Source organism: Spirillospora sp. CA-294931 (assembly GCF_050946795.1).
GTDB lineage: Bacteria > Actinomycetota > Actinomycetes > Streptosporangiales > Streptosporangiaceae > Spirillospora.
The window spans coordinates 8,295,987-8,318,249 of the sequence record NZ_CP192006.1 but is presented as its reverse complement, the minus strand read 5'-3'; the positions used below and the strand labels follow the sequence as shown (position 1 = coordinate 8,318,249).

The following is a 22,263-nucleotide window of genomic DNA, read 5'->3' as shown; positions in this document are numbered from 1 at the left end:
GGCAGCTCGTCGGCCCGGTATCGCACGGGGTGACGCCAGCACCGTCCGTAAATACATCAGCGCCGACCGTAACGAGAGAAGAGTCACCGTGTCCGAGTCCTCACAGCCCAACGACGAGGCCATTGACGAGGCCCAGTCCGCTGCGGCTGGTGCGGCCGACCCGTCGGAGGAGCCCACCGGGGCGGCTGACGAGCCGACCGCCGACCTCGCTTCCGACGTCGAGCCGGAGGACGAGGCCGCCACCGACGAGCCCGCCGCCGAAGAGGCCGCCGTCACCGGCGAAGCCGACGACACGGACGACGCCGACGCCGACGACGCCGTCGAGGCCGAGGCCGCCGACGCCTCCGAGGCCGCGAGCGACGAGGGCGAAGTCGAGGGCGAAGAAGGCGAAGAGGAAGAGGCCGAGGAAGCCCCTCCGGTCGACCACTACGCCGAATTCAAGATGCAGCTCCGGCTCCAGCCGGGCGACTGGTACGTCGTGCACTCCTACGCCGGGTACGAGAACCGGGTCAAGACCAACATCGAGACCCGGACCCAGACCCTGAACATGGAAGACTTCATCTTCCAGATCGAGGTCCCCCAGCACGAGGTGACCGAGATCAAGGGCGGCAAGCGCCAGAAGGTCAACGAGAAGGTCCTGCCGGGCTACATCCTGGTCCGCATGGAGCTCACCGACGAGTCGTGGGCCGCCGTCCGCAACACGCCGGGCGTGACCGGGTTCGTCGGGCTGCTGAACAAGCCGTCCCCGCTCAGCCTGGACGAGGTCGCCAACCTGCTGGCCCCCGAGCCGGAGGAGCAGGCCAAGACCAAGGAGCAGGCGGCCAAGGCCACCCCGCACGTCGACTTCGAGGTCGGCGAGTCGGTCACCGTCATGGACGGCCCCTTCGCCACCCTCCCCGCCTCGGTCAACGAGATCAACGCCGAGCAGCAGAAGCTCAAGGTGCTGGTCTCGATCTTCGGCCGCGAGACCCCGGTCGAGCTCAGCTTCAACCAGGTCTCGAAGATCTGACTCCGGTCAGGCCGTATTCTTGAGACGACGCCCGGTTCGCCGGGTGCGTCTCGTCCCCGCGCATCGCGCGGTTCAAGATCCCAACACTCGGTTCACGTTCCGGCCGTGAGTGTTGCCCACGGACATGTGGGAGTCGGGATCACATGAAAACGGAACGGAAGGTAGGCGATCATGCCTCCCAAGAAGAAGAAGATCGCCGGGCTCGTCAAGGTTCAGCTTCAGGCTGGCCAGGCCACTCCGGCGCCGCCCGTTGGTACCGCGCTCGGTCCGCACGGTGTCAACATCATGGACTTCTGCAAGCAGTACAACGCTGCCACGGACTCCCAGCGCGGCAACGTCATCCCCGTAGAGATCACCATCTACGAGGACCGCTCGTTCACCTTCATCACCAAGACCCCGCCGGCCGCGCAGCTGATCCTCAAGGCCGCCGGTGTCGAGAAGGGCAGCGGCGAGCCGCACAAGACCAAGGTCGGCTCGGTCACCCGTGACCAGGTGCGCGAGATCGCCACCACCAAGATGCCCGACCTCAACGCCAAGGACCTCGACGCCGCCGAGAAGATCGTCGCCGGCACCGCCCGTTCCATGGGCATCGAGGTCAAGTAGTTCCTCCGCGCGGATCGTCCGCGCGGAACGTGGGAGGGCCCGCGCGGTCCGCACCACGACTCCTGACACCAGGGAGCAGTCATGAAGCGCAGCAAGGGCTACCGCGAAGCGGCGGAGCGGATCGACCGCGAGCGGCTCTACAGCCCCGCCGAGGCCATGAAGCTGGCCAAGGAGACCGCGGTCACCAAGTTCGACGCGACCATCGAGGTCGCCATGCGGCTGGGCGTCGACCCCCGCAAGGCCGACCAGATGGTGCGCGGCACCGTCAACCTGCCCAACGGCACCGGTAAGACTGCCCGCGTGCTGGTCTTCGCCGGTGGCGCCAAGGCCGACGAGGCCCGCGAGGCCGGGGCCGACCTGGTCGGCTCGGACGACATGATCGAGAAGATCCAGGGCGGCTTCCTGGACTTCGACGCGGTCGTGGCGACCCCCGACCAGATGGGCAAGGTCGGCCGCCTGGGCCGGGTGCTGGGTCCGCGTGGCCTGATGCCCAACCCCAAGACCGGCACCGTGACGATGGACGTGGCCAAGGCCGTGTCCGACATCAAGGGCGGAAAGATCGAGTTCCGTGTCGACCGGCACGCGAACCTGCACTTCATCGTCGGCAAGGCGTCCTTCACCGAGCGTCAGCTGGTGGAGAACTACGCCGCCGCGGTCGACGAGGTGCAGCGGCTCAAGCCGTCGGCGGCCAAGGGCCGCTACGTCAAGAAGGCGATCGTGACGACCTCGATGGGGCCGAGCATCCCGGTCGACCCGAACGCGGTCCGCAACCTGACCGCCGAGCTCGACGAGGCCTGATCCTCGCGGCAAGCGCGTAAGAGAGGGCGTCCCCGGTCGCGGGGGCGCCCTTTCGGCGTTCCGGGCTTCCGTCTTCGGAGGGACGGCCTGGTCAGCGGGGTGGCGGCCTGACGTTCGTCGCGTCCGAGGCGGCTTCGGCGGTACCAGGACGGGTACGCCGCTGGTCGTACCGGGCGCTCGTCCATTCGTACCATCGGGGGATGTCGCCCACTTCACACGCGGCGAGACTGGGTTCACCAGTTGGGCGACAAGGGAGGCACATCCTCATGAAGCGTCGTTACGCCGTGGCGGCCACCAGTACCGCAGTCGGCGCCACGCTGCTCCTGTCCGCGTGCGGGGGTTCGTCGGAGACCTCGACCGAGAACATGAAGCTGTCGGCGGGCCAGGCCCTGCTCAAGTCGTCGCAGAAGACGGCCGATGCCGACAGGTTCAAGGCCAGCCTGACGGTCAGCGATTCCAAGGAAGGGGCCAAGATCCGCGCGAGCGGGCAGTTCAGCCTCCAGCCCAAGCTGACGTTCAGTGCGAAGCTGGACGAGTTCAGCAAGGGCGGCCAGGCGGTGCCGGGCGAGAAGGGGCAGGCCGTGTTCACCGGCGACACCCTTTACGCCAAGCTCCCGCAGCTCGCGCAGTTCGTCAGCGGTGGCAAGCCGTGGGTGAAGGTCGACGTGGCCAAGGCCGGGCAGATGGGCGGCTTCGACGTCAAGACGATGATCGAGCAGGTCCAGAAGATCAACCCGGCCGAGCAGACCAAGATGTTCACCGGCTCCAAGGACGTCAGGCGCGTCGGCGAGGAGTCCGTCGACGGCGTCAAGACCACGCACTACACCGGGACGGTCACCGTCCAGGACGCGCTGGGCCGGCTCGACGGCACGGCGCGCGAGAAGGTGCGCCAGTGGTTCCCGCAGGACGCGTCCAAGGAGAAGATCAGCTTCGATCTGTGGACGGACAAGAACCAGCTTCCGCGCAAGCTGGTGTCCAAGGGCTCGGGCAACGGCGAGTCGGGCACCGTGACCGTGATCTACTCCGACTACGGGAAGAAGTTCGGCGTCAACGCTCCTCCGTCGGACCAGGTGGGCGAGCTCTCGCTGAACGGCCTGCTGGGCGGTGGAACGCACAAGCCGGGCAACTAGCGACGGCGGGGGTTTAATCGTCCCGTAGGCGAATGAACCGGTCTATGCTCCTCTGCGTCGAACTTGATGTCCGGCCGAACACCGCCGGGGCGATCAGTCAAGCGAATGAGGAGAGCAGATGATTCGTCGTTTCGCCGCGGGTACGGCCCTGGCCACCGGCCTCGCCCTTTCCCTCACCGGCTGTCTCGGTGATGCCAAGGAGAAGGCGGGCGAGGCCGGAGGCGTGGCGAAGATGTCCGCGCTCCAGGTTCTCGGGAAGACCGCGGAGAAGACCGGTCAGACCAGCAGTTTCGCGGCCGACATGTCGATGAACATGACCGAGCCGAGCACGGGGAACGTGACCGCGAGCGGCAGCATGCAGTACCGCACCAAGCCCGACGTGGCGTGGAAGATGTCGTTCGACCAGATGTCGGTCGGCGGCAAGAACATGGGCGGCATGCAGCAGATCCTGCTGAACAAGGCCATCTACATGAAGATGCCCGCGATGGCGGGCGCGGGCCTGCCGGGTGGCAAGACCTGGCTGAAGATGGACCTGAGCAAGCTGGGCGAGGCCACGGGCATGAACATGGACCAGATGCTCCAGCAGGCGCAGCAGATGGACCCGGTCCAGCAGACCAAGATGCTCACCGCCTCCAAGGACGCCCGCGAGGTCGGCAAGGAGACGGTCAACGGCGTGCAGACCACGCACTTCACCGGTACGTACCGGGCGTCCGAGGCACTGGCGCAGCTGCCCGCCGACCAGCAGAAGCTGGCGCGTGAGAGCCTGCAGAAGATGGGCATGGACGGGATGGCCTTCGACCTGTGGGTCGATGACCAGCAGCTGCCGCGCAAGATGGCGATGAAGTCCGGCACCAAGATGTCGATGACGATGACGTACCGCGACTTCGGCAAGCCGGTCGAGATCACCGCGCCCCCGGCGGGCCAGGTCACCGACTTCAGCGCGATGATGAAGAACCTCGGTGGCGGCGCCAACCCCACCTACCCCGGCGCCTGATCCAAATGAACCCGAAGCGGGGCCGCGTCCACTCTGGGCGCGGCCCCGCTTTGTCGATTTGGCGTGCGCCGTGGGTGTCACGTACTCTGATTGCTGCCGAAGACCGCCGGTCGCCACCCGCATGGGTGGCCGAAGGACCCGAAGAGATTTGGGCGGCCCGCGTAGGTGAGACGAGAGCTTCTCGCATGACCTCCGTGTCGTGCTCGACGCCCCGTGCGCCTACGCCGGGGCGTTTCCTGTTTTTCTAGGAGCTTTTCGCCCCGGCGGCTTCCACCCAGGTAATCGGAAGGAGGCCCATGGCTAAGGCCGAAAAGGCCGCGGCGATCGCCGAGCTCAAGGACGAGTTCACGAGCTCCAGCGGCGCCGTGCTGACCGAGTACCGCGGGCTCACGGTGGCGCAGCTCAAGGAGCTGCGCACCAATCTCGGCGAGACCGCGAGGTTCGCCGTGGTGAAGAACACGCTGACCAAGCGCGCGGCGAACGAGGCCGGGATCGACGAGCAGTTCCGTGAGCTGCTCGAAGGTCCTTCGGCGATCGCGTTCGTCAGGGGCGACGTGGTCGAGGCCGCCAAGAGCCTGCGTGACTTCGCCAAGGCCAACCCGCACCTGGTGATCAAGGGTGGCTTCATCGACGGTCAGTCGATGGACGCCGCCGAGGTCACCAAGCTCGCAGACCTCGAATCTCGCGAGGTTCTCCTCGCGAAGCTGGCCGGGGCGATGAAGGGCACGATGGCCAACGCCGCCGCCGTCCTGAACGCTCTGCCGACGCAGGCGGTCCAGCTCGCCGAGGCCCTCCGGGCCAAGCGCGAAGCCGCGGGCGAGACCGCCGAGGCTCCGGCCGACGCGCCGGCCGCCGCCGCAGACGAGGCACCCGCCGAGTAATTCCGCGGTCCACGTAACAACCCCAGATTTTTCAGCCATAGCGGAGGTACACATCATGGCGAAGCTCAGCACCGACGAGCTGCTCGACACTTTCAAGGAGATGACCCTTCTCGAGCTCTCCGAGTTCGTGAAGCAGTTCGAAGAGGTCTTCGACGTCAAGGCCGCCGCGCCCGTCGCGGCCGCCGTGGGCCCGGCCGCCCCCGGCCCCAGCACCGAAGAGGCCGCCGCCCAGGACGAGTTCGACGTCATCCTTGAGGGTGCCGGCGACAAGAAGATCCAGGTCATCAAGGAGGTGCGCGCCCTCACCAGCCTCGGTCTCAAGGAGGCCAAGGACCTGGTCGACGGTGCGCCCAAGCCCCTCCTGGAGAAGGTCAACAAGGAGGCCGCCGACAAGGCCAAGGAGGCCCTGGAGAAGGCCGGCGCTTCGGTGACCGTCAAGTAGCACCCTTCGGAGCTCCGGAGCCCGCGGCTCCGATCGCTTCACGAGGCGGCCGTCCCACTCCGGTGGGGCGGCCGCCTCGTTTCGTTGCGGGGTCCTCGCGTGTGGTGGCGGGCTTGCGGGATGGGGGCTGGGTACTGTAGTGCGCTCAAGGTCGCCGGAGCCGCAAGCTGTAGCGCGGTGACAAAACACCGACCCGAAGGCACTCACGGCCGTGTGTTGTGTGCGCTTGTGGGGCGGCGTAGCGTCCCCAGCGTCCCAAGAGCAACGCGGGCCAGGTCAGGCCCGGTCAGGTTGGCTGTCGTCTCACAACCCGTCTGAGGTGCGGGTTCTCGCTCTTCGGCCCCATGCGGAGTGTAAGTAACGATTGTCTTACAACGTCGTATTTTGCCGGGGATTCCGACCCCTAACCTCTTCCATTTCTCGGAAGGGCCGCTAACGTAGTGGCACCCACCACACTACCGGGCGGTAGTGATAGTGCGGTCACGGGGCGTGACGACAACCAGAGCCTGAGTGTTGACTCGCTGATTGCATCCGGATTCCCCGGCCTGGACGAAAGGTGACGAGTGGGCGTCGAGATCAGGGTCGAGGGGCTGACCAAGTCCTTCGGCAGCCAGACCATCTGGCAGGACGTATCGCTAACGCTGCCCGCGGGGGAGATCTCCGTCCTCCTCGGGCCTTCGGGCACGGGCAAGTCCGTTTTCCTGAAGTCGCTGGTGGGGCTGCTCAAGCCCAACCGCGGCCACATCTGGGTCGGCGACCGGGACCTCCCCTACCTGCCCGAAGCGAAGCTGTACGAGACGCGCAAGCTGTTCGGCGTGCTCTTCCAGGACGGCGCGCTGTTCGGTTCGATGAACCTCTACGACAACATCGCCTTCCCGCTGCGCGAGCACACCAAGAAGTCCGAGTCCGAGGTCAAGCGGATCGTGCTGGAGAAGATGGAGATGGTCGGCCTCATCGGGGCCGAGACCAAGCTCCCCGGTGAGATCTCGGGAGGCATGAAGAAGCGCGCCGGTCTGGCGCGCGCGCTCGTGCTCGACCCCGAGATCCTCCTGGTCGACGAGCCCGACTCGGGCCTGGACCCGGTGCGCACCGCCTTCCTCAACCAGCTGATCGTCGATCTGAACGCGCAGATCAACGCGACGTTCCTGATCGTCACCCACGACATCAACACCGCCAGGACCGTTCCCGACAACATCGGGCTGCTGTTCCGGCGCGAGCTGGTGATGTTCGGGCCGCGCGAGATGCTGCTGTCGAGCGAGGAGCCGGTCGTCCGGCAGTTCCTCAACGCCCGCAAGGTCGGCCCGATCGGGATGTCGGAGGAGAAGGACATCTCCGAGCTGGAGGCCGAGGCCAAGCAGGGCCACGACCCCGGCAAGCTCCCGCCGATCGCGCCGCAGCTGATGACCAGCGACGGGCGCGTCCGGCCGGGGCAGCGTCCACCGGGTTCCTGGTGCGCCGCGCACGGCATCACACCGCCGCCGGGTTCGTTCATCGACGACCTCGGACGCAACTGGGTCGAAGAGTGGCCCCGCTATGTGGCGTCCATGACGCCCGTCGCCGGGCAGGTTCCCGGCGCTCCAGGCGGCCACCCGGGACAGCCGGGAGCGGGTGCTAATTACTGATGTCGTCTCCTGGCCACGGCGCGGACCAGCGAGCAGACAAGAAGAGCCAAGGTTCTTCCGACGCATTCCGCAAGTTCTCCGATGGGGCGGGAAACGTCCTCATCAAGGAGCCTGGACGGTTCTTCGCCCTGTGCCTGGACGTCGTCCGGGCGATGTTCGTGTGGCCGTTCCAATGGCGTGAGTTCATCCAGCAGTCGTGGTTCATCGTCAGCGTGACGGTGGTGCCGACGATGCTGGTCGCCATCCCGTTCGGCGGCATCCTGTCGCTCCAGGTCGGCGGGCTGATCCGCCAGCTGGGCGCGCAGTCGTTCACCGGCGCGACCGCGGTGGTCGCGATCGTCCGCGAGGCCAGCCCGCTGGTCACCTCGCTGCTGGTCGCGGGCGCCGCGGGCTCGGCCATGTGCGCCGACATCGGCTCCCGCAAGATCCGCGAGGAGATCGACGCCATGGAGGTGCTGGGGATCAATCCCCTGCACCGCCTGGTCGTCCCGCGGATGCTCGCCTGCGCGTTCGTCGCGCTGTTCCTCAACGGCCTGGTGTCGGTGGTGGGCCTGGTCGGCGGCTACTTCTTCAACGTGATGCTGCAGGACGGCACGCCGGGCGCCTACCTGGCCTCCTTCAACGCGATCGCGCAGCTGCCCGACCTGCTCCAGGCGGAGTTCAAGGCGTTCGTGTTCGGCATCACCGCGGGTCTGGTCGCGGCCTACAAGGGGCTGAACGCCAAGGGAGGGCCCAAGGGCGTGGGCGACGCGGTCAACCAGACCGTGGTCATCACGTTCATGCTGCTCTTCCTGGAGAACTTCCTGATCTCCACCTTGTACTTCCAGTTCGTCCCCCAGAAGGGCATGTGACATGAGTGCCCCCAGCAAGTCGGGGAAGGCCGTCCAGAAGGTGGTGAGCGCGCCCCTTCAGCGGCTGGACGACTTCGGCCACCAGCTCTCGTTCTACGCGCGGGCGTTCGCGTGGGTGTTCCGTGTCCTGCGCCGTTACCGCAGCGAGGTGCTGCGGCTGCTGGCCGAGGTCAGCATGGGCACCGGCGGCCTGGCGGTGATCGGCGGCAGCGTCGTCATCGTCGGGTTCATGACGTTCTTCACCGGCAGCCAGGTCGGTCTGCAGGGGTACAACTCCCTGAACCAGATCGGCACGGCGGCCTTCACCGGGTTCGTCGCGTCCTACTTCAACACGCGTGAGATCGCGCCCCTGGTGTCGGCGCTGGCGCTGTCGGCCACGGTCGGCTGCGGCTTCACCGCGCAGCTGGGCGCGATGCGGATCTCCGACGAGATCGACGCGCTGGAGGTCATGGCGGTCCCGTCGATGCCGTTCCTGGTGACGACGCGGATGCTGGCCGGGATGATCGCGGTGATCCCGCTGTACATCGTGGGCCTGCTGGCCTCGTACGGCGCCACCCGGCTGGTGGTGACGGTGTTCTACGAGCAGTCGACGGGCACCTACGACCACTACTTCAAGCTCTTCCTACCGCCGAACGACATTTTGTGGTCGTTCGGCAAGGTGATCATCTTCTCGGTGCTCGTGATGCTGATCCACTGCTACTACGGCTACCACGCCAGCGGGGGACCCGCGGGCGTCGGCGTGGCCGTGGGCCGCGCGGTCCGGACCAGCATCGTAGTGATCAACGTGGTCGACCTGCTGCTGGGCATGGCGATCTGGGGTGCGTCCACAAGCGTCAGGATTGCGGGGTGACGCGGCGATGAGCCAGCGGATTCGCTACCGGCTGCTGGGCCTGGGCATGGTGATCGTGATGATCCTGGCCCTGGCGCTGACGGTCGCGCTGTTCAACAAGGCCCTCACCCCGGTGACCAAGGTCAAGGTGGACGCCGAGCGCGCCGGGCTGCAACTGCTGCCCCGCTCGGACGTCAAGGTGCGCGGCCTGATCATCGGTGAGGTCCGGGGTACCAAGGCCACCGAGAAGGGCGCGGTGCTCGACCTCGCGCTCGACCCGGAGAAGGCCAAGCTCGTCCCGAACAACGTCCAGGCGCGGCTGCTGCCCAAGACGCTGTTCGGCGAGAAGTACGTCGACCTGGAGATCCCGCCGCAGCCGGGCCCGCTCGGGCTGCGCAAGGGGCAGATCATCCAGCAGGACAGGTCGCAGACGGCGGTCGAGATCGACAAGGTGCTCAACAACCTGCTGCCGCTGTTGCAGGCGGTGAAGCCGGAGAAGCTGAACACCACGCTGAACGCGCTGGCCACCGCGCTCCAGGGCCGGGGTGACCAGATCGGCCACAACCTGGAGCAGGCCGACGCGCTGCTCAGGAAGATCAACCCCGAGCTGGGGACGCTGGTCTACGACCTGAACGCGCTGTCCGACGTCTCCGACATCTACAGCGACGCCGCGCCCGACATCCTGCAGACGCTGCGCAACCTCAACGTGACCAGCAGGACCATCACCGACAAGCGGGTCACGATCGAGAGCCTGATCCCGCAGATCACCGGACTGTCCAACAAGGGCGACCGGTTCATGCAGGTGAACGGGCCGAAGATCATCGGGGTGAATATCGCCAGCCGGGGCGGGCTGGAACTGCTGGCCAAGTACTCGCCGTCGCTGCCGTGCGTGATGGCCGGGCTGATGAAGCTCAAGCCCGAGGCCGAGCGGGTCGCGGGCGGCAAGGGCTCCAAGACCTTCAACCTGACGATCGAGATCGTCAAGCCGAGGCCGGCCTACAAGTACCCGCTCGACCTGCCCGAGGCCAAGGACCACCGAGGGCCGCGCTGCTACGGGCTCCCCAACCCGAAAACCCCGTTCCCGGACTACCTGGCCCTGGACGGCACCGAGGACGACCTGTGGTGGAAGAACCCTCATGACCCCAACGACCAGACCCCGCACAACGGCGCGGGCAACGGCCGCGGCCGGGCCATGTCCAACGTCTTCATCGACCCGGGTTCCGGCATGAGCGAGAAAGAGAAGATCAAGAGCATCGTCGGGCCGCTGACGCGGACGCAGTCGACCGACGTGTCCGATCTCGCCCAGCTGATGTACGGGCCCCTGCTCCAGGGATCGGCGGTGACCGTCAGGTGAAGACCACCGGCGCCGCCGTCAAGCTCGGCATTTTCGTCCTCCTCACGTCCCTGGTGACGGGGGTGCTGGCGATGACGATCACCAACATGCGCTTCGGCGAGACCCGCGAGTACAAGGCGATCTTCACGGATGTGGCCGGGCTCCTGAACTCCGACGACGTGCGCGTCGCGGGCGTCCGGGTCGGCCAGGTCAAGAAGATCAAGCTGCACAAGGGCAACCAGGCCGAGGTCACCTTCGACCTCAACAAGGACGGCGTGTTCAGGGCCGGGCTGCCCGCCTCGACCCAGGCGCAGATCAGGTACCGCAACCTGATGGGCCAGCGGTACCTGTCGCTGACCCAGAACGGCGCGGGCACCGTGGGCGAGTACGTGCCTCCCGGCGGGACGATCCCGATCACGCGGACCAAGCCGGCGCTCGACCTCACGGTGCTGTTCAACGGGTTCCGCCCGCTGTTCCGCGCGCTGGAGCCCGACGACGTCAACAAGCTGGCCTTCCAGATCGTCCAGACCCTGCAGGGCGAGGGCGGCACGGTCAACAGCCTGCTGGCGCACGTGGCCTCGCTGACCAACACCCTGGCCAACCGGGACAAGGTCATCGGCGACGTGATCACGAACCTGAACAACGTGCTGGGCACCATCGACCAGCGGCACACCGAGGTCAACAAGCTGGTCACCGATCTGCGCGGCTTCGTCGGCGGCGTCGCCGACGACCGCAAGGCGATCTTCGACTCGGTCGCGGCGATCAACGACCTGACCGGGACCACGGCCGACCTGCTCAAGGACGCCCGTCCCGGCATCAAGAGCGACATCGCCGAGCTGCGCGAGCTGACCGGCACGCTCTACGACAACCGCGCCGATCTGGACCTGGCGCTGAAGCGGACGCCCGATCGGGTGGAGAAGCTGACCAACATCTCCTCCTACGGGTCCTGGTTCAACATGTACATCTGCGGTCTCGACGCGAAGGTCCGCCTGCCCGGCGGCCCCGTCTACCAGACCCCCGCGATCGTGAACGAGAACGCGAGGTGCAAGTAGATGAGGATCCCCTTCCGGGAACGCAACCCGGTCCCCATCGGCCTCGGCGCCTTCGCGATCATCGCGGTGTCGCTGCTGGTGGCGATGAACCTGGAGAGCATCCCCTTCCTGGCCGGCGGCAAGGAGCACAGCGCCTCGTTCAAGGAGGCGGCGGGGCTCAAGCCCGACGAGGAGGTCCGCATCGCGGGCGTCAAGGTCGGCAAGGTCACCGCCACCGAGCTCGACGGCGACCACGTCAAGGTCACCTTCCGGGTGGACGACGGCGTCCGGCTGGGCGACCGCACCAGCGCCGAAATCAAGATCAAGACGCTGCTGGGCTCGCACTTCCTGGCGTTGGAGCCGCGCGGCTCCGGCCGGCTGGCCCGGCCCATCCCGATCGACCGCACCAAGACGCCGTTCGAGGTCGTCCCGGCGATCAGCGAGCTGAGCCAGCGGCTCGGCAAGATCGACTACCGGGAGGTGGCGAAGTCGTTCGACGTCCTGTCGGAGACCTTCCGCAACTCCCCGGACGAGATCCGCGCCTCGCTGCAGGGCCTGCGGCGGCTGTCGGGCACCATCGCCTCGCGCGACGAGGAGCTGCACCAGCTCGCCGGGCGGGCCAAGGACGTCTCCCAGCTGCTGGCCGACCGCAACCAGGACTTCGCCCAGCTCATCCGTGACGGCGACAAGGTCCTGCAGGCGGTCCGGGCGCGCCGGGAGGTCATCCACCGGCTGCTGGTCAACACGGTCGTCCTGTCGCAGCAGGTCAACGCGCTGATCAAGGAGAACCAGGGGCAGTTGAAGCCGATGCTCGACAACCTGGAGCGCGTCAACCAGATCCTGCTGCGCAACCAGGCGAACCTGGACAAGACCCTCAAGCTGTTCGCGCCGTTCACCCGTCAGTTCGCCGACGTGACCGGCACCGGGCGCTGGTTCGACGCCTACATCCAGAACCTCATCCCGATCCCCGCGTCCATCAAGGACGCCCCCAAGCAGCAGAGCGGCGGCACCGGCCCCGCGCGGCAGGGCGGGCAGTCCGGCAACCGGCAGGGCGGCAACAACGTGTTGCCGTTCCTGCCGTGACCGCGAGCAGGCAGGCAGGTATCCGTGCGTAACTCAGGAACCATCCTCCGGATCGGCGGGGCCGTCGTCGCCCTGGCCGTGCTGGCCGCCGTGCTCGTCCTGTTCTTCCAGGAGCCCAGGCAGAAGCACCTCACGGCCTACTTCACCAAGACCGTCGGCCTCTACGCGGGCGCGGACGTCCGCATCCTCGGGATCAAGGTCGGCAAGGTCACCAAGGTCACCCCGGTGGGCGACGCGGTGAAGGTCCAGATGAAGTACGAGGCCAAGTACAAGGTCCCGGCCGACGCCCAGGCGGTGATCGTCAACCAGTCGCTGGTCGCCGACCGCTACATCCAGCTCACCCCCGTCTACAAGGGCGGCCCGGTGATGCCGGACGACCCGCCCGCGCTGGCCACCAACCGCACCGCGGTGCCGGTCGAGGTCGACGAGGTCGGCACCAGCCTGAACGACCTGAACAAGGCGCTCGGCCCCGAGGGAGCCAACAAGGACGGCTCGCTGTCGCGGCTGCTGGAGGTCGGCGCCAACACCCTGCAGGGCCAGGGCACCGACATCCGCCAGACGATCGACGACACGTCCAAGATGCTGAGCACGCTCAGCGCCGACCGCCAGGACGTCGCCAAGACCATCCAGAACCTGCGGATCATCACCGGGGCGATGAAGGCCAACGACCAGCAGATCCGGTCGTTCACCTCCAACCTCAACGGCGTCTCCGGGCAGCTGGCGGGGGAGAAGGAGGAGCTCAGCGCGGCCCTGAACACGCTCGGGCCGACGCTGCGCAACGTCCAGCGGTTCATCAAGGACAACCGGGGGCAGCTCGCCGACAACGTCCGGCAGCTCGCGCAGATCACCGGGATCCTGGTGAAGCAGAAGGACGCCCTGTCCGAGGCGCTGGTCACGGCGCCGCTGGCCATCAACAACCTGGCCCGCGCCTACGACCCGATCAGCGGCACCATCCACAACCGGGCCGACCTGCGCCAGTTCCACGACCTGGCCGACTGGATCTGCTCGCTGGCCTACTCGGTCGGGACGCCGGCCAAGCAGTGCCTCGACTTCGTCCGGCCCTACAACGGCATCGGCAAGGCGCTGACGGGGCTGCACCTCGACCTGTCGTGGATCACGGCGCTGACCACGCACTACGATCCCGAGCCCATCCCGCCGGACGCCTACGGGCCCGACGACCCGCGCAAGCCGGGACGCGGCGGCAACGCCAAGAACGCCAAGAACGACCCCCGGACGCCCACGCAGCAACAGCAGCAGAAGCCCAGGGACATCCGCGCGCTGCTGCCTGGAGGTGGCCAATGAGGCGGTCCGTGATTCGGCTCGGCGCGGCCGCGCTCGCCGGCGCCGCCGCCCTGTCGGGGTGCGGCTTTCGCGGCGTCGACTCGATCCCGCTCCCGGGCGGTCCCGACCTGGGCAGCGACCCGAAGAAGGTCAAGATCGAGTTCTCCAACGTGCTCGACCTCGTCCCGCAGTCGGTGGTCAAGGTCAACGACGTCTCGGTGGGCAAGGTCGACAAGATCGACCTGGCCGGCGGGAACCTCGGCTGGCACGCCGTGGTGAGCGTCAAGGTGCGCAAAGACGTCAAGCTGCCCGACAACGCCGTCGCCACCATCGGCCAGACCAGCCTGCTGGGCGAGAAGTTCGTGGCGCTGTCGGCGCCGCCGAACGAGACGCCGCGGGGCGAGCTGTCCGGCGGCGACGTGATCCCGCTGGACCGCACCACCAAAAGCACCGAGATCGAGGAGGTGCTCTCGGCCTTCTCGCTGCTGCTCAACGGCGGCGGAATCGAGCAGGTCGCGACCATCACCCATGAACTGTCGGCCGCGATGAACGGCCGTGAGGCGACGATCAAGTCGGTGCTGCACCGGGTCAACACCTTCGTCGGCACCCTCGACCGCAACCGCGGCGCGATCACCCGGGCCCTCGACAGCATCGACCGGCTCAGCGGCAAGCTGTCGGCCGAGCGCAAGACCATCGCCGACACCATCGACAAGACCGGCCCGGCGATCACGATCCTGAACCGCAACCGCGCCGACCTCACCAGGATGCTGGTCAGCCTCGACCGGCTGAGCAAGACCACCACCGGCGTGATCAGGGCGTCCAAGGACGACCTGCTGGCGAACCTGCGCGACCTGGAGAAGATCGCCAAGAACCTCAACAAGGCCGGGTCCGACCTGCCCAAGTCGCTGGAGGCCCTGGTGACCTTCCCGTTCCCGGCGACGTTCGGGAACGTGATCAAGGGCGACTACGGCAACGTCCGGCTGACGGTCGACCTCGACTTCGAGTCGATCGCCAGGAACCTGCTGGGCGGCACCGACCTGGAGGGCCTGCTCGGCAGCGGCCAGCAGATGCGCGGCATGCTCCAGGTCCCGAACGTGACTCTCCCGCAGTCGCCGCTGGGCGTCCTGCCGCAGATGCCGGGCGACACCGGCGCCCAGCCCGGCCTGCCGGGCCTCCCGGGTAGCGGCGGGACGCAGAAGACACCAAGCACGCAGAAGACGGGCAAGCCCAAGGCGCTCGCGCCCGGGGGGACGCACGATCTCCGGACCCTGATGATGGGGGGCCTCTCGTGATCATCAAGCGGGGAGTCAAGATCCAGCTGGTGATCTTCGCGATCATCACGGTCGTCGGCGTCTTCATCGTGTCGGTGAACTACATCGGCATCGGGCGCGGCCTGCTCAACAAGCAGTACACCGCCTACGTCGACCTCACCGACTCCGGCGGCGTGTTCACCAACGCCGAGGTCACCTACCGCGGCGTGCCGGTCGGGCGGGTCGGCCCGATCAAGCTCACCCCGGGCGGCATCAAGGTCAAGCTGCTGCTGGAGCGCACCGACAAGAGCAAGCGCATCCCGCGCGACGGCCTGACCGCCGTCGTCGCCAACCGCTCGGCCGTGGGCGAGCAGTACATCGACCTCCAGCCGGGCCGGCTCAAGGAGCCCTACCTGGACGAGGGCGGCCCGTACACGATCCCGCGCCAGAACACCAAGCTCCCGGTGTCCACCGCCGAGCTGCTGCGCAACGTCGACAAGCTGGTCACCTCGGTGAACCCCAAGCACCTCGGCACGATCGTCGACGAGCTCGACAAGGCCTTCAACGGCTCGGCGTCCGACCTCCAGTCGATCCTGGACGACACCGACCGGCTCCTGCAGACCTTCGACGAGGCCTACCCCGACACCAAGCAGCTGCTCGACAACAGCCGCACCGTCCTTGACACCCAGCGCTCCCAGGGCGCCAACATCCGCGGGTTCGCCGGCCGGCTCAACGAGCTCACCACGCAGATCCGCAAGGACGACCCGGCGCTGCGCGCGGCCATCGACTCGGCCCCGCCCGCGGCCACCCAGATCGACAAGACCATCGACGACCTGGCGCCCACGCTCCCGGTGCTGCTGGCCAACCTCAGCACCACCGGCCAGATCCTCACCGCCAAGCAGGCCGGGCTCCGGTCGCTGATGATCCTCTACCCGGTCACGGTCGCCGGAGCCTTCACCGTCACCCCCGGGGACGGAACCCAGCACCTCGGCCTGGCGCTCAACATCGACGCCCCGCCGCCCTGCACCAAGGGCTACGAGCAGACCAAGCGCCGCTGGCCCCAGTTCACCGGCTACAAGAAGCCCCCGCTGAACGCGGGCTGCAAGGACCCCAAGAACTCCGGCAGCGCCGTCCGAGGCCCCCGCAACTGGCCGCAGGAGGCGCTCGTCCCCGTCCCGAAGCTGCCCCCGGGAGCCACCGACGGCGCCGGGTTCCCCGAGGGCGGGGCGAACGGCGAGACCTCCGGCCAGAGCCGCGAGAAGGCGGCGGCCAAGGACGCCGAGAAGACCTCCGCCGACCGCCAGAAGACCGCCGCCACCCCCTCTGACCAGCAGACGAGCAGTAACGTCTACGTGCCGCTTTCGTCACAAGCGGTGGAGATGGCCGGGTACGATCCTGCCACCGGCGCGGTCTACGGACCGGACGGCAAGCGTTATCTCATGCCCCGAAGCGCAGGCACCCGCCAGTTGGGAGAGGAAGCTTCGTGGAAATGGCTTCTACTCGGACCCCTGAGCCAGTGAAAGACACCGAACCCGCCGACGAGAGCCCTCGCGGCTCCTCTCTGGGCGTCCTGACGGTGGCGCTGGGGGTGGTCGTCGCGCTGCTCGCGGCGGGCACCGTCTGGCTGGGATACGAGGTCTGGCAGGGGAACCGCGACCGGGACCAGCGCGAGAAGGCGGCGCAGTCCGCGCGGCAAATGGGGGTCAACCTCATGAGCGTCGACTACACCGACCCGCAGAAGGCCCTCGACCGCATCCTCTCCGGGGCCGCCGGCGACCTGAAGAACCAGCTCGCCACGCAGGGCAAGGTGTTCGTCGAGTCGGTCACCAAGGCCAAGGCCCAGACCACCGTCACCGACGTGGACGCCGCCGTCGTCTCGATGGACTCCGACTCCGCGGAGGTGATGGTGTCCCTCAACAGCCTGCTGAAGAACCGCAACGTGCCCAACGGCACCAGCCAGCCCTACCGCTACCTGATGGACCTCAGCCGCAACGGTGACAAGTGGCTGGTGTCCAAGCTGAGGATGGTCCCGTGACGACGCGCTCAGCCACCGACAAGGCCCGCAGGGCGCAAGAGCAGGCCCGCAAGGCCGAAGAGGCCGAGAAGGCCGCTCAGCTCGCCGAGGAGGCCGCCCAGCGCGCCAAGGAGGCCGCCAGGCTGGCCCAGAAGGCCGCCCTGGCCGCCGCCGAGGCCGAGGACGACTCCGACGCCGACGACGTCCCCGAGCCCGCCGACGCGGACCTCAAGACCGAGACCGGCCAGGACGAAGCCACCGAGGCGCTCGACACCGGCACCCACGCCGACGGCACCGGCGTCGAGGCCGACGCCAAGACCGCCACTGACGCGAAACCCGACGATGTCGAGGCCGACGCCGCCGCCAAGACCACCACCGGCGCGAAGGCCGCCGCTGACGTGAAGGCCGCCACCGGCGTGAAGGCCGCCACCGGCGTGAAGGCCGCCACTGACGTGAAGGCCGCCACTGACGTGAAGGCCGCCACTGACGTGAAGGCCGCCACTGACGTGAAGGCCGCCACTGACGTGAAGGCCGCCACTGACGTGAAGCCCGACGATGTCGAGGCCGACGGCGCCGTCAAGACCGTCACCGGCGCGAAGGGCGGCGCCGATGTCGTCACGGTCGACGAGGACGTCGAGGACGACGACGAGGCGGTGGGCTCTGATGCCAAGGTCGAGCTCGCCAAGGGCGACATCGACGTCGAAGCGGACGAGGACGACGACGACGAGGACGGCGCGTCCGGCCGGAGAAGGGCGCTGCGGGCCGCGGGGACGGTGCGCGTCGCGGCGCTCGCCTTCGTGGCCGCCGTGCTGGCCGTGGCCGTCGTGATGCTCTGGATGAAGCACTCCGACTTCGAGGCGTCGGCCAAGGCGTCGGACCAGGCCAAGATCGCGGCCTCGCGGGCGGCGCAGGACCTGTCGTCCTACGACTACCGGACGCTGGAGAACGACTTCAAGTCCGCGTCCGCGCAGACCACCGGCAAGCTGCGCAGCGACTACGACAAGCTCGCCCAGACGCTGCGGACGACCGCCGTCGAGCAGCAGGCCGTCTCGACCACGACCGTGATCAAGGTCGGCACGGTGAGCGCGACCCCTGACAAGGTCGTCACGCTCGTCTACGCGAACCGGTCGACGGCCACCAAGGCCGACAAGGAGAAGCGGCTCCCCGAGCCCCTCCGGATCAAGATGACGATGGTGAAGTCCGGGGACGCCTGGAAGGCGTCCGAGCTGACCGTGATCTCGTAGTCGACCAGGCACGTCACACGCCGCCGTACACCCGAGCGGCCGTCCGATCAGGGCGGCCGCTCGGCCCGTCTTTCGGGCCTACTCGCGGGTAAGGCGCCGGTTCCTAAACTATGGCCTTCCTCACTGCAGGTCAGGGCCTGAAAAGTCCAAGTCCGCTCTTGACTGGAAGGGCTTGAGGAGCGATGCTCCAAGGCAACTGTGATGCATACTGCGGCGCTAGAGTTGCGAGCGGTGTGGTGGTCGGCTACACTGCCCCTTTGCGCTGCCCTCTGACTATCCTCGTGCGAGAGCACCCCTGCCTGGCCCGGTTTGGGCCGATTTGCAAGGTCTTGCACCTGGGTCGTCTGGCGTGCGTGTCGTCAGTTACGCCGCGAGCCCTCGGAAGGACCACTCTTGGCAGCCTCGCGCAACGCCTCGAATACCGCAACCGGTCCGAACCGCGTCTCCTTCGCGCGCATCAAGGAGCCGCTCGAAGTCCCGGACCTCCTTGCGCTGCAGACCAACTCTTTTGACTGGCTGCTGGGCAACGAGAGGTGGAAGGCCCGGGTCGAGGCGGCCCAGAAGGCCGGAAGTAAGAGCGTCCCGGACCAGTCGGGCCTCGAGGAGATCTTCGAGGAGATCAGTCCCATCGAGGACTTCTCCGGGACCATGTCCTTGTCGTTCCGCGATCACCGGTTCGAGCCGCCCAAGTACTCCGTTGAGGAGTGCAAGGACAAGGACATGACCTACTCCGCCCCCATGTTCGTCACGGCGGAGTTCATCAACAACACCACCGGTGAAATCAAGAGCCAGACGGTGTTCATGGGCGATTTCCCGCTCATGACGCCCAAGGGCACCTTCATCATCAACGGCACCGAGCGTGTCGTCGTGTCCCAGCTGGTGCGTTCGCCAGGCGTGTACTTCGCGCGCGCCCTCGACAAGGCGTCCGACAAGGACCTCTTCGACTGCCGTGTCATCCCCAGCCGGGGTGCCTGGCTCGAGTTCGAGATCGACAAGCGCGACAACGTCGGCGTCCGCATCGACCGCAAGCGCAAGCAGCCGGTCACCGTGCTGCTCAAGGCGCTGGGCTGGACCGAGGAACGCATTCGCGAACGCTTCGGCGCCTATGAGTCGATCAACGTCACCCTGGAGAAGGACCACACGTCCGGCCAGGACGACGCTCTGCTCGACATCTACCGCAAGCTGCGGCCGGGCGAGCCGCCGACCAAGGAGTCGGCGCAGACGCTGCTGGAGAACCTGTACTTCAACCCCAAGCGGTACGACCTGGCCAAGGTCGGACGCTACAAGGTGAACAAGAAGCTCGGGCTCGACCTGGAGATGCACCAGGGCACGCTGACCGAAGACGACGTCGTCGCCACGATCGAGTACCTGGTCCGGCTGCACGCCGGCGAGGAGGAGGCCACCTTCGGGTCGGTCCCCGTCCCGATCGAGGTCGACGACATCGACCACTTCGGCAACCGGCGCCTGCGCACGGTGGGCGAGCTGATCCAGAACCAGGTCCGGCTGGGCCTGGCCCGGATGGAGCGCGTCGTCCGCGAGCGGATGACCACCCAGGACGTCGAGGCGATCACGCCGCAGACCCTGATCAACATCCGGCCGGTCGTCGCCTCCATCAAGGAGTTCTTCGGCACCAGCCAGCTCTCCCAGTTCATGGACCAGACCAACCCCCTGGCCGGTCTGACGCACAAGCGTCGTCTGTCCGCGCTGGGCCCGGGCGGTCTGTCCCGTGAGCGGGCGGGCATGGAGGTCCGTGACGTCCACCCGTCGCACTACGGCCGCATGTGCCCGATCGAGACCCCGGAAGGCCCGAACATCGGCCTGATCGGCTCGCTCGCCGCGTTCGGCCGCGTCAACCCGTTCGGGTTCGTCGAGACGCCGTACCGCAAGGTCCAGGACGGCCGGGTCACCGACCAGGTCGACTACCTGACGGCCGACGAGGAAGACCGCTTCGTCGTCGCGCAGGCCAACTCGCTGCTCAACGACGACGGCACGTTCACCGACTCCAAGATCCTCATCCGCAAGAAGGGTGGCGAGGTCGAGCTGGTCGGGCCGTCCGATGTGCATTACATGGACGTCTCCGCGCGGCAGATGACCTCCGTCGCCACCGCGATGATCCCGTTCCTGGAGCACGACGACGCCAACCGCGCGCTGATGGGCTCCAACATGCAGCGCCAGTCGGTCCCGCTGCTGCGCAGCGAGGCCCCGCTGGTCGGCACCGGCATGGAGTACCGCGCCGCCGTCGACGCCGGTGACGTGATCACCGCCGAGAAGGCCGGTGTGGTCGAGGAGGTCTCGGCCGACTACGTGACCGTCATGAACGACGACGGCACGCGCACCACCTACCGAGTGGCCAAGTTCAAGCGCTCCAACCAGGGCACGTGCTTCAACCAGAAGCCGATCGTGACCGAGGGGCAGCGGGTCGAGGTCGGGCAGGTCGTCGCCGACGGCCCCTGCACCGACCAGGGCGAGATGGCGCTCGGCAAGAACCTCCTGGTCGCGTTCATGCCCTGGGAGGGCCACAACTACGAAGACGCCATCATCCTGTCCCAGCGCCTGGTGCAGGACGACGTCCTGTCCTCGATCCACATCGAGGAGCACGAGGTCGACGCCCGCGACACCAAGCTGGGCCCCGAAGAGATCACCCGGGACATCCCGAACGTCTCCGAGGAGGTCCTGGCCGACCTCGACGAGCGCGGCATCATCCGCATCGGCGCCGATGTCGTCCCCGGCGACATCCTGGTCGGCAAGGTCACGCCCAAGGGCGAGACCGAGCTGACCCCCGAGGAGCGGCTGCTGCGCGCGATCTTCGGCGAGAAGGCCCGCGAGGTCCGCGACACGTCCCTGAAGGTGCCGCACGGCGAGCAGGGCAAGGTCATCGGGGTCCGCGTGTTCAGCCGCGACGAGGGCGACGAGCTCCCGCCGGGCGTGAACGAGCTGGTCCGGGTGTACGTCGCCCAGAAGCGCAAGATCACCGACGGTGACAAGCTGGCGGGACGTCACGGCAACAAGGGCGTCATCTCCAAGGTGCTGCCGGTCGAGGACATGCCGTTCCTCGAGGACGGCACCGCGGTCGACATCGTCCTCAACCCGCTCGGTGTGCCCGGCCGTATGAACGTCGGCCAGGTGCTCGAGACCCACCTCGGCTGGGTGGCCAGCCGCGGCTGGAAGGTCGAGGGCCTGGACGCCGACTGGAAGAAGGCGCTCAACGAGATCGGTGCCGAAGAGGCCCCGCCGTGGACCAAAACCGCCACGCCGGTCTTCGACGGTGCCCGCGAGGACGACGTCACCGGCCTGATCGAGAGCACCGTGCCCAACCGCGACGGCGACCGCCTGGTCGGCCCCGGCGGCAAGGCCCGGCTCTTCGACGGCCGTACCGGCGAGCCCTACAAGGACCCGATCTCGGTCGGCTACATCTACATCCTCAAGCTGCTCCACCTGGTCGACGACAAGATCCACGCTCGTTCGACCGGCCCGTACTCCATGATCACCCAGCAGCCGCTCGGCGGTAAGGCCCAGTTCGGCGGCCAGCGCTTCGGTGAGATGGAGGTCTGGGCCCTTGAGGCTTACGGCGCCGCGTACGCGCTGCAGGAGCTGCTGACCATCAAGTCCGACGACGTGCTCGGCCGCGTGAAGGTCTACGAGGCCATCGTCAAGGGCGAGAACATCCCCGAGCCCGGCATCCCCGAGTCCTTCAAGGTGCTCATCAAGGAAATGCAGTCGCTCTGCCTCAACGTCGAGGTGCTGTCGAGCGACGGCATGTCCATCGAGATGCGCGACACCGATGAGGACGTCTTCCGCGCTGCGGAGGAGCTCGGCATCGACCTGTCCCGGCGCGAGCCGAGCAGTGTCGAAGAGGTCTGATCAACTC

At 67.5% G+C, this 22,263-nt stretch carries 19 protein-coding genes; all 19 read left to right on the top strand.

The annotated features are described in order from the left end of the window. Nucleotides 1-88 precede the first annotated feature (88 nt). Nucleotides 89-1,009 carry a transcription termination/antitermination protein NusG gene (nusG, locus tag ACQPY4_RS37655; RefSeq protein ID WP_433329432.1) on the top strand — a complete coding sequence of 307 codons (921 nt, stop codon included), beginning with the start codon at nucleotides 89-91 and terminating at the stop codon, nucleotides 1,007-1,009. A 171-nt stretch (nucleotides 1,010-1,180) separates the two neighbouring features. Then, a complete protein-coding gene (rplK, locus tag ACQPY4_RS37650) occupies nucleotides 1,181-1,612 on the top strand; it encodes a 50S ribosomal protein L11 (RefSeq protein WP_433329430.1) in 432 nt (143 codons plus the stop codon). Nucleotides 1,613-1,693: 81 nt separating this feature from the next. After that, entirely contained in the window at nucleotides 1,694-2,410 is a 717-nt protein-coding gene (gene rplA / locus ACQPY4_RS37645) for a 50S ribosomal protein L1 (RefSeq protein ID WP_433329428.1), read from the top strand. Nucleotides 2,411-2,676: 266 nt separating this feature from the next. Next, the gene (locus ACQPY4_RS37640) at nucleotides 2,677-3,540 is read left to right on the top strand and encodes a hypothetical protein (protein WP_433329426.1); all 864 of its coding nucleotides are present in this window, start codon (nucleotides 2,677-2,679) and stop codon (nucleotides 3,538-3,540) included. A gap of 118 nt (nucleotides 3,541-3,658) precedes the next feature. Then, nucleotides 3,659-4,534, top strand: a complete 876-nt coding sequence (locus ACQPY4_RS37635; protein ID WP_433329424.1) for an LppX_LprAFG lipoprotein — start codon at nucleotides 3,659-3,661, stop codon at nucleotides 4,532-4,534. Between the two features lie 296 nt (nucleotides 4,535-4,830). Next, entirely contained in the window at nucleotides 4,831-5,415 is a 585-nt protein-coding gene (gene rplJ, locus ACQPY4_RS37630; protein WP_433329422.1) for a 50S ribosomal protein L10, read from the top strand. A gap of 55 nt (nucleotides 5,416-5,470) precedes the next feature. After that, entirely contained in the window at nucleotides 5,471-5,857 is a 387-nt protein-coding gene (rplL, locus tag ACQPY4_RS37625) for a 50S ribosomal protein L7/L12 (RefSeq protein WP_433329420.1), read from the top strand. A gap of 563 nt (nucleotides 5,858-6,420) precedes the next feature. Further along, the gene (locus ACQPY4_RS37620; protein ID WP_433329418.1) at nucleotides 6,421-7,479 is read left to right on the top strand and encodes an ABC transporter ATP-binding protein; all 1,059 of its coding nucleotides are present in this window, start codon (nucleotides 6,421-6,423) and stop codon (nucleotides 7,477-7,479) included. Continuing rightward, nucleotides 7,479-8,330: an MlaE family ABC transporter permease gene (locus tag ACQPY4_RS37615; RefSeq protein WP_433329416.1), complete on the top strand. Its 852-nt coding sequence runs from the start codon at nucleotides 7,479-7,481 to the stop codon at nucleotides 8,328-8,330. Before ACQPY4_RS37620 ends, ACQPY4_RS37615 begins: the two co-directional genes overlap by 1 nt. A gap of 1 nt (nucleotide 8,331) precedes the next feature. After that, nucleotides 8,332-9,180: an MlaE family ABC transporter permease gene (locus ACQPY4_RS37610; protein WP_433329414.1), complete on the top strand. Its 849-nt coding sequence runs from the start codon at nucleotides 8,332-8,334 to the stop codon at nucleotides 9,178-9,180. 7 nt (nucleotides 9,181-9,187) lie between these two features. Beyond that, entirely contained in the window at nucleotides 9,188-10,513 is a 1,326-nt protein-coding gene (locus tag ACQPY4_RS37605) for an MCE family protein (RefSeq protein ID WP_433329412.1), read from the top strand. Continuing rightward, complete coding sequence (locus tag ACQPY4_RS37600) at nucleotides 10,510-11,544, top strand: MCE family protein (RefSeq protein ID WP_433329410.1); 1,035 nt, start codon at nucleotides 10,510-10,512, stop codon at nucleotides 11,542-11,544. The genes ACQPY4_RS37605 and ACQPY4_RS37600 overlap by 4 nt, the downstream gene beginning before the upstream one ends. Further along, complete coding sequence (locus ACQPY4_RS37595) at nucleotides 11,545-12,606, top strand: MCE family protein (protein WP_433329408.1); 1,062 nt, start codon at nucleotides 11,545-11,547, stop codon at nucleotides 12,604-12,606. Between the two features lie 24 nt (nucleotides 12,607-12,630). After that, complete coding sequence (locus ACQPY4_RS37590; protein WP_433329406.1) at nucleotides 12,631-13,908, top strand: MCE family protein; 1,278 nt, start codon at nucleotides 12,631-12,633, stop codon at nucleotides 13,906-13,908. Beyond that, entirely contained in the window at nucleotides 13,905-15,179 is a 1,275-nt protein-coding gene (locus ACQPY4_RS37585; protein ID WP_433329404.1) for an MCE family protein, read from the top strand. The genes ACQPY4_RS37590 and ACQPY4_RS37585 overlap by 4 nt, the downstream gene beginning before the upstream one ends. After that, complete coding sequence (locus tag ACQPY4_RS37580; RefSeq protein ID WP_433329402.1) at nucleotides 15,176-16,657, top strand: MCE family protein; 1,482 nt, start codon at nucleotides 15,176-15,178, stop codon at nucleotides 16,655-16,657. Before ACQPY4_RS37585 ends, ACQPY4_RS37580 begins: the two co-directional genes overlap by 4 nt. Then, complete coding sequence (locus ACQPY4_RS37575) at nucleotides 16,654-17,172, top strand: hypothetical protein (RefSeq protein ID WP_433329400.1); 519 nt, start codon at nucleotides 16,654-16,656, stop codon at nucleotides 17,170-17,172. The genes ACQPY4_RS37580 and ACQPY4_RS37575 overlap by 4 nt, the downstream gene beginning before the upstream one ends. Continuing rightward, entirely contained in the window at nucleotides 17,169-18,395 is a 1,227-nt protein-coding gene (locus ACQPY4_RS37570) for a hypothetical protein (RefSeq protein WP_433329398.1), read from the top strand. The genes ACQPY4_RS37575 and ACQPY4_RS37570 overlap by 4 nt, the downstream gene beginning before the upstream one ends. A gap of 393 nt (nucleotides 18,396-18,788) precedes the next feature. Beyond that, entirely contained in the window at nucleotides 18,789-22,256 is a 3,468-nt protein-coding gene (rpoB, locus tag ACQPY4_RS37565; RefSeq protein ID WP_433329396.1) for a DNA-directed RNA polymerase subunit beta, read from the top strand. The last annotated feature ends 7 nt before the right edge of the window (nucleotides 22,257-22,263 follow it).